Here is a 7,968-nt window from a genome sequence, read left to right as displayed (position 1 = left end):
CGTAGGCGGCCTGCGCCGCGGCGGTCGCCGCGACCCGTGCCGTCTCGTTCGCGGCGGCGGCAGCCGCCACCGCCGTACGCGCGGACTGCGCGGCCCGGTCGGCCGCCGCCGCCGCGCGGGACGCCGCGGCCGCGGCCTTCCCGGCGGAGTCCTTCGCCGCCTGCGCCTCCTGCGCCGCCTCCAGGGCCGCCGCCTTGGCCGCCTTCGTCGCCGCCTCGGCCTTGGCCGCCTGCTCCTTCGCCGTCTCGGTCAGCTCGGCGGCCCGCTTGCGTGCCGTGTCGGCCAGATCCGCAAGCTGAGAGACCGTCAGCGTCTCCTGGTCCCGGGCCGCCGCGACCTCCCAGCCGTGGTCGAGGAACTCCTCCAGGTCGTCGGCCGTGCCGTCCAGCGCCTGCCCGGCCAGCAGCTTCACGTTCGTACCGCCGCCGGCCAGCAGCCGGGCGACCTGCACCCGGTTGTCGTCCTCGCGGGCCGCGTACTGGCCGCTCTGGAGGAACGCCTCCTGGTCGTCCGACGTGCCGTCGAGCGCCGCGCTGCCGGCCGCCGTCACGCTCGGGCCGCCGGTGGCCATCACCGTGGCGACCTCGACCCGCAGGTCGTCCTCGTAGGCCGGCTCGTAGTTCTCGTTCAGGAACGCCTGGAGCTCCGTGGCGCCGCCGCTCAGCGCCGTGCCGGCCGCCGCCCGCACGCTGGGCCCGCCCAGCGACATGACCTGCGCGACCTGCACCCGCAGGTCGTCCTCCCAGATGTCCGGCATGTCCTGGGTCATAAAGGTCTGGATGTCGTCGTCGGACCCCAGCAGGGCCACCGCGGCGGCCTCCTTCACGCCGGGGCCGCCGTACTTCCACGCCTCCACGACGTCCGCCCGGTCGAAGGGCGGTTCGTCCTCCGCGGCCGCGGTCGCCGGGCGCGACTCGGCGCCCAGGACCAGCAGCAGCGCTGTCAGCGCGGCTGTCACACCGCGCCACAAGGCCGCGGTTCTCCATCTGGCACTCACTGTCTGTCTCCTCGGATCGGGTTCGGACCGGGGTCGGATCGGGGTCGGACCGGGGGCGGATCGGGGTCGGACCGGGGTTCGGACCGGGGTCGGATCGGGGATGGACCGGGGATGGACAGTGCGGGCGGCACGGGCCGTCCGTCCGTGCCGCCCGCACTTCGAGCTGGGAATCGGTCACCTCGGCCGTGGGGCGGGACCGGCCGGCCCCGCCCCACGGCACTGCCTGTCCGCCGACCCGGCCGGGCCGGCCCCACGGCTCAGGACCCGGGCGTCACCCGGACCGAGCCGGAGTCGGTACGGAACGCGAACGCCCACCTCGACGAGGTGCCCGCCGTGTAGGCGAAGGCGGTCGGGTCGGTCGCGGAGACCTCGCTGCCGGCCTGGACCGACGGCTGCCAGGCGCCGAACTCGTTCAACGCGGCCTCCCAGGACCGGCGCAGGGTGCCGTCCGCGGCCCGCGCGAGCACCTGCGTGTAGCCGGACGCCGGGTCGATCACGGCCGACGGGGTGCCGGTCGCCGTGAGGTCCGCCACCGGCGTCCAGGCCGCCGGGAAGGCGGCGTTCTCCGCGCCCTGGACGGCGGACAGCACCTTGCCGTCCTCGCCCCGCGCGAACACCCCGACCCGGTAGTCGCCGTACACGACGGCCGACACGGCACCGGTCACCTTCCGGTCGCCGACGGTGCTCCACGCGCCGAGCGCGCCGTCCGTGAACGTGGCGGTGCGCAGCTGCCCGTCCGAGCCGGTGCCGAACAACTGGATGCCGCTGCGGACGGCGACCGCGGTCAGCGGACCGGCGAAGCCGTCGCCGGACAGCCGGACCCAGCCCATGAAGTCCACGTTGGCCCGCTGCTGGGCCCGGTACCAGGGGTGGCCCTCGGCGTCCACGGCGAACTCCACCAGGACACCGGCCGCCGTCTTCGCGAGGGCCGGGTGGCCCTTCATGGCGCCCGCCAGGGAGACCCAGGACCCCCAGACGCCGTCGGTCGCACCGCGCCGGCGCCACTGGGTGTCACCGCCCGGGGTGTGCGCGCTCAGCGCGATCCTCCCGTCGGGCTGCTCGGAGAGCTGGGGCTGCCCCGCGAAGAGTTCGGTGGCGGGGCCGGTGGTCCACTGGACGGTGGAGGCGTCCGCCGGGTCGGTCTGCCGGCCCACCACCAGGCGTCCGGTGGCGTCGGTCGTGGCGTACGCGATCTCGCCGGTGCTGGTCTGCAGGACCGCCGGGCCGCTGGTGCGGCCGGTGTCCACGGCCGGGGCGTCGGGGGTGTGGTCGCCGCGCAGGCGGCAGGAGTCGGGCGCGCCGCTGATGCTGGTGTAGCCGGCCCAGTGGGTACCCGAACCGATCAGCTTGTTCCAGGTGGTGCCGAACACCCCGGTGCCCTCGTTGTACCGGTAGTACCGGATCTCGCCGCTCGGCTTGACCCGGATGATCGTGTCACCGCCCCAGGACGTGATCTCCTTGGTGTCCCGCCAGTCGGACCAGCTGACCGTCTCCTGGTGCTCGATCCAGCGCTGGCTCTCGAAGTCGTAGCGGGAGCGCACCAGATGGCCGGTGGCGGAGTCGATGCCGAACACCACACCGTCGTCACCGGCGAAGATGTGCGTGTACGCGCCCCAGCCCGAGTCGATCTTCTTGTTGCCCTGCGGGTCCCAGGTCGCCGTGGTCCGGTCGTACTTCTGGAAGCGCAGGTCACCGCCCCCGTCGACGTACCAGATGTGCTCGCTGCGGTCCACGGTGATCTTGTTGTGGTTCGCCGCCTGGGCGTACGTGCCCAGATCGGAGCTGATCTTCTGGTGGTGGACGTCCCAGGTTCCGGTCGAGGAGACCCGGTGACTGAGGTACAGGCCGTCGCTCTTGACGCCGTAGAAGGTGGCCCCGGGGCCGGCCAGGACCCGCCCGTACTGGTCCCAGCCGGTGTCGATCGTGCTGGCCTCCGGCACGGTCGCCGAGCCGCCCGCGGGATCGTCGACGTTGCGCCGCAGCAGGCTGCCCGCCGTGGTCGCCGAGTACAGGACACCCTGCGAGTTGCAGACCGGTCCGGCGTTCACACCGATCCAGGTGCGCAGCCGGTCGATCCGGGTGGCGACGGCACCGGTACGGGTCTCCGACTTGTCACTGCCGAAGCAACCCCCCTGCCAGGAACGGCTGTTGATGCCGACGAGCTGGGGCGTACCGTTCACGTCGCGCACCAGCGGCCCGCCGGTGTCGCCCGCGCAGACGGCCGCGCCGTTCTGACCGGTGACGGACACCTCCGTGGCTGCCGCCGAGTCGACCTTGAACGTGCCCGAGTGCAGGTGCAGCGGCGCCCACTCGTCGACGGTCCTGCCGTAGCCGGCCGCCGTCAGCGTCTCGCCGTCCGCGGGCGCGGTGGTGGCGAGGCCGACCGGGGTGATACCGGTGACGGGGGTGGCGAGCCGGGCGAGCACCAGGTCCTGGTCCGGGTGCGGCACCAGCTCGACGACACCGCGGACCTGGCCCGCCGTGCCGGTGAGGTCCGCGCGGCCTATGGTGGCGGTCGTCGCCAGCGCCGGAGCCCCCGCGGGGACGTCCAGGCTCACGGCGGGGTCGGCGGCGAAGCAACTGGCCGCCGTCAGCAGCCAGTCGGTGTACACCAGCGTGCCCGAACAGGCGCGCTGGCCGTCACCGATGTCCAACCGCGCGGTGAACGCGTACGAGTTGCCGGCGGCACCGGTGATGGCACCCGCGGCCGGTGCGCTGAGCATCCCGGCCGCCACCACGGTGGTCATGAGCGCGGCACTGAACGTCGCGCGGGAGATGCCGCGGGACCGCGGAGAACGGGCGGATCGAGAAGATCCGGTTGATCCGGTTGATCCGGAAGACCTGGACGATCTGGAAGACATGGCATTCCTCGGATTGCTGCGGGACCGGGGGAAGAGGGTGGACGTGGGTCGGTGCGGTGGCGTGGGCACACGGGGTCGACGTGCGGGGACATGGCGGTTGCTCGGGCGACGTGCCCGACGTCGATGTCGACCCCGTCGGCGGTCGCTGGGAGCGGGCCGACGGAACCGGCCTGCCGCCCCTGACCATGACGCCGTACGGGGTCCGGCGATCCCTCGTACGACGAAGGACGGCTGACCCGCTGTCAGCCGGGTGTGTCCGCCACCACGACCGCCACGGCCGTTGAGCCGCGCCTGCTGCCACGCGCCTGCTGCGCCGAGTGCTGGATCGCGCCCGGGGGAGACCTGTGTACGTGGTCCCGGCCCGTTGGCGGGTGGACGAGCGGGGCGCGGACGGCGGTCGGCGGACGGCGGACAGCGGTCGGCGGCTGGTGGCCGGTGGTCGGTGGCCGGCGTCCGGCGGCTACGCGGAGGTCCTGATCTCCACGAGCATGTACTGACGAGCCTGGTCGTCCACCGATTCCCCGACCGGGGTCCAGGTGTTCTCGACGATGTCGAAGGACTTCTTCTCCGCACCGACCGTCATGTCCACCTGGGTCGTGTAGTCGTTGCCGCGGACGGCGTACACGGCGGGAATCTCCATGGTCAGCCAGCCCGAGGTGCCGGTGACCCGGAAGCACACCTTCTTGTTCACCCGCGCCCAGATCTCCAGGAGCCCCGTACCGCTCGTGCAGTCGGCGAGGACGATGTGGCCGTCACCGCGCTTGAGCACGATGTTCTGCTCGGCCAGGATCTTGTCGGCCTGCGGGTAGCCGAAGTTCTCCACCGCGTATCCCGGGGCCTCGTCGGCCACCGGCGTGCCGACCGGTGCCCCGTCGTCGGCGGGCGCTCCGCCGGCCGTGACGCTCCAGGTCAGCAGCCCCGCGGCGGCGGCCAGTACGGCGGTGCCGACGAGCTTCTTCCGTGACGCGCTGGACGCACTGGACGCGCTGGACGCACTGGATGTGCCGGACGCACCGGACGTGCCAGACGTACCGGACGTACCGACCGACGTCGCGGAAGACGTCGGCCGACTGGTTCTCTCTGCCTTCATTGCAGTCCTCATCGCCGGTTCCGGCTCGCGGCCGGAATCGTGGGTCGACGGATGCGGAGACCGTGGTGTACGGCAGTGGGAACAAGCGGTTCGAAGATTCCGAGCAATTCTGCGACCGTTGACGCGCGCAGTCGAATTCCTTTTCCGAATTCGAGCACGAAGAATAGAAACACGCATAAGCCCCCCAACCCCCGTCCGACGGCCTTCGACATCCGGCATGGCAAAAACCGCGCCTCGGGAACGTCAGGCATTATGTATACCTTGACCTTGTCTGTCCGACTTTCACGGACGCTCCTTCGGCCGCTTTATGACATCTCATTTTCCGAATCTTGTCCACCGTTTTAATCTTCAAAATTGGAACATCTGTGCACTTTGCGACCGACAAACATTGCGTACATTAAACACGCGGTGAAATCTGTATGTCCGGGCGGTGTTCGACGGCGGTGGCGCCGGCGCAACACGCTCGACAACCCGGTCGCGATGGAGCAAGTTCGGCCACCGCGATCCTTCTCGGTTGCCAAGGTCAACTCATGGAGCCCGCACCGTCGTCATCCGCTACGGGACTCCGCGCGCAGTCTCCTCGAAGCCGAAGCCGAAGCCGAAGCCGAAGCCGCGAGGTTCGGTTTCGAGATCGGCGTACCCGTCCGATCGGGACGAACGAGGCGCGACAGGCCGATGCGCGTCCCGTTCGCCGAGAAGGGGCCTGGCGGCCTGGTCTTCGCCGGCCTGAACCGCACGGTGCGCGGCGATCGCCTCGGCCGGTCAGTCGGGCCCGTCCGGGCCCCGGGAGAAGGCCGTGTCGCCGGCCAGCGCCACGATCGCGTCCTTGACGAGCAGCACCTGCGGCGGGTAGTCCTGCGCCTTGTCCCCCGGGTCGTCCAGTGCGGAGGTGCTCCAGTCCTCCGCTCCGGTGCGACTGTCCAGAGCCAGCAGACGGCCGAAGCGGTTGGCGAAGTAGACCCGCTTGTACGTCGTCGACACCGCGGGCGCGGACAGGCTCTCCACGTCCGTCACCTTCTGCCAGAGCTGTTTGCCGCTGTCCGCCGACACCGCGGTGACCGTCCCGTCGGACCGGACGAAGTAGACGACGCTGCCCACAAGGGTGGCCGCGCCGGTCAGCGGACGCGCCAGCGGTATCCGTCTGACCTGCCCGGTCTCCAAGTCCACCCGCAGCACCGCGTTGTACGGCCTCTCGTACCCGGCTTCGTACACGTCCTTCGCGGTCTGGGGGGCGAGGAACAGGGGTTGCCCGTCGACAGCGCCGAGCGGTTCCGCCTTCTTGGGCAGGGTGGCGGTTTCGGTCAGGCTGCCGGGTGCGAGCTTCATCAGATCGACCGGGGCCTGGCCGGCCTCGGTGCCCGCCGAGCAGAGGGCGTAGGGGGCTCCTCCGAGCACCGACGGAGTGCAGTACTCGTCCAGTGAGGGCGCCCGCCACAGTTCCTTACCGGAAGCTCCATAGGCCACGTACCACGAGGAGTCCGGAGACATGGTCAGCAGTCCGCCGTCGTACAGGACCGCCACCGCGCCCATGTTGATGTCGCGTTGCCACCGCCGGTGCCCGGTAGCGGCGTCGAGGGCCACCACGCGCCTGGTCGTGTCGTCGGGTTGCTCGTACATGTAGACCAGTCCGTCGCGGACGCCGATCGGCTGCGCCCCCTGAGGGCGGGTGCCGACCCGCCACAGGGTGCGGCCGGAGGCCGCGTCGATCCTGGCGACCGTGAATCCCGTACCGCCACAGAACAGGGCGCCTCCCTCCGTCACGCAGCCGGGGCCGTTGTAGTCGAGAGGGACGCCCTTCACGTCGTACCGCAGCTTCGCCTGCCACGGCCGCCAGCCGTCGGGCAGCGACGCGGGACGGGCGGTGGCGGTGGCGGCGGCGGTCTGGGAGTTGGTGGTGTCCGGACCGGACACGACGACACCCAGCCCGACACACAGCCCCGTGACGGCCAGCGCCGCGCCGAGGGCGGTGAGCAGGACCCGGGCTCGGCGGCGCTTGCCGGTGCCGGTGACGGTCGCGGCAGCCGCGGAGGCGGTGGCCGAGTTCCGAGAAGTGGTGCGGTGCCGGGGCCGCGCGGACTGCCCGGTCTTCGGGGACCCGGTGGCGTCGGATTCCGGCAGCGCCTGAAGCATGCGGTATATGTCCGTCAGTTCCGGCCGTGCGGCCGGGTCCTTGTCCAGGCAACGCTCGACGATGCCCAGGAGCGCTTCGGGCACCCCGCCGAGGTCCGGGGTCCCGAACGCCACCTGATAGCCGGTGATGTACGGGCTGTCGGCGTCGAACGGTCCCGTGCCGACGGCCGCGAACACCAGCAGCGACCCCAGCGAGAACACGTCCGAGGCCGGGGTGACGTCTCGGGGGGAGGCCAGTTGTTCCGGCGACATGAAGGGCGGAGTGCCGATCATCCGCCCGGTCGTGGTGAGGCTCTGGTTGTCGGAAGCGCGCGATATGCCGAAGTCGATGACGCGCGGTCCGTCCTCGGTCATCAGGACGTTGCCCGGTTTGAGGTCCCGGTGCACCAGGCCCGCCCGGTGGATGTCGCGCAGCGCCTCGGTGAGCCCCAGCCCCAGCGCGCGCAGTTCCCGCAGGCTCAGCGGCCCGTCCTGCTTCACGACTTCGGCGAGGTTGAGCCCCGGCACGTAGAGCGTCGCCATCCACGGCCGGTCGGCGTCCGGGTCGGCGTCCACGACAGGCGCGGTGAAGGCACCGCTCACTCTGCGCGCTGCCGTGATCTCCTGCCGGAAGCGCGTCCGGAACTCCTCCTCCAGGGCATGCGGCCCGTGTACGAGCTTGACCGCGACCTGCCGTCCCGAGGCGGACACCCCCAGATAGACGACTCCCATGCCGCCCGCCCCGAGCCGGCCGAGAAGGGTGTACCCGCCTATGGACTCGGGGTCCCCGGTACTCAGGGGCGTCATCGCCGATCATCCTTCCCAGCGGCTGCCTGCCTCACGGGGATCAGAGTAGGGCGTGCCGCCCGGAAACGGAGTCACGCAGATCACGCATCGGTGTCCCTGTGCCC

At 71.3% G+C, this 7,968-nt stretch carries 4 protein-coding genes; all 4 read right to left on the bottom strand.

What is annotated here, in order from left to right:
- On the bottom strand, positions 1-958 hold a 958-nt coding region (locus ACFC09_RS08505), incomplete at its 3' end, for an ALF repeat-containing protein (protein ID WP_376525026.1).
- 296 nt (positions 959-1,254) lie between these two features.
- On the bottom strand, positions 1,255-3,744 hold the full coding sequence (locus ACFC09_RS08500; protein WP_376525024.1) for a tachylectin-related carbohydrate-binding protein: 2,490 nt from the start codon (positions 3,742-3,744) through the stop codon (positions 1,255-1,257).
- Between the two features lie 574 nt (positions 3,745-4,318).
- Positions 4,319-4,792 carry a hypothetical protein gene (locus ACFC09_RS08495; RefSeq protein WP_376525046.1) on the bottom strand — a complete coding sequence of 158 codons (474 nt, stop codon included), beginning with the start codon at positions 4,790-4,792 and terminating at the stop codon, positions 4,319-4,321.
- Positions 4,793-5,710: 918 nt separating this feature from the next.
- Positions 5,711-7,864, bottom strand: a complete 2,154-nt coding sequence (locus tag ACFC09_RS08490; protein WP_376525023.1) for a PQQ-binding-like beta-propeller repeat protein — start codon at positions 7,862-7,864, stop codon at positions 5,711-5,713.
- Positions 7,865-7,968: the final 104 nt, after the last annotated feature.

The sequence above is a fragment of the Streptomyces sp. NPDC056161 genome (assembly GCF_042268025.1).
Lineage (GTDB): Bacteria > Actinomycetota > Actinomycetes > Streptomycetales > Streptomycetaceae > Streptomyces.
This window is presented reverse-complemented; position numbering and strand designations above follow the sequence as displayed.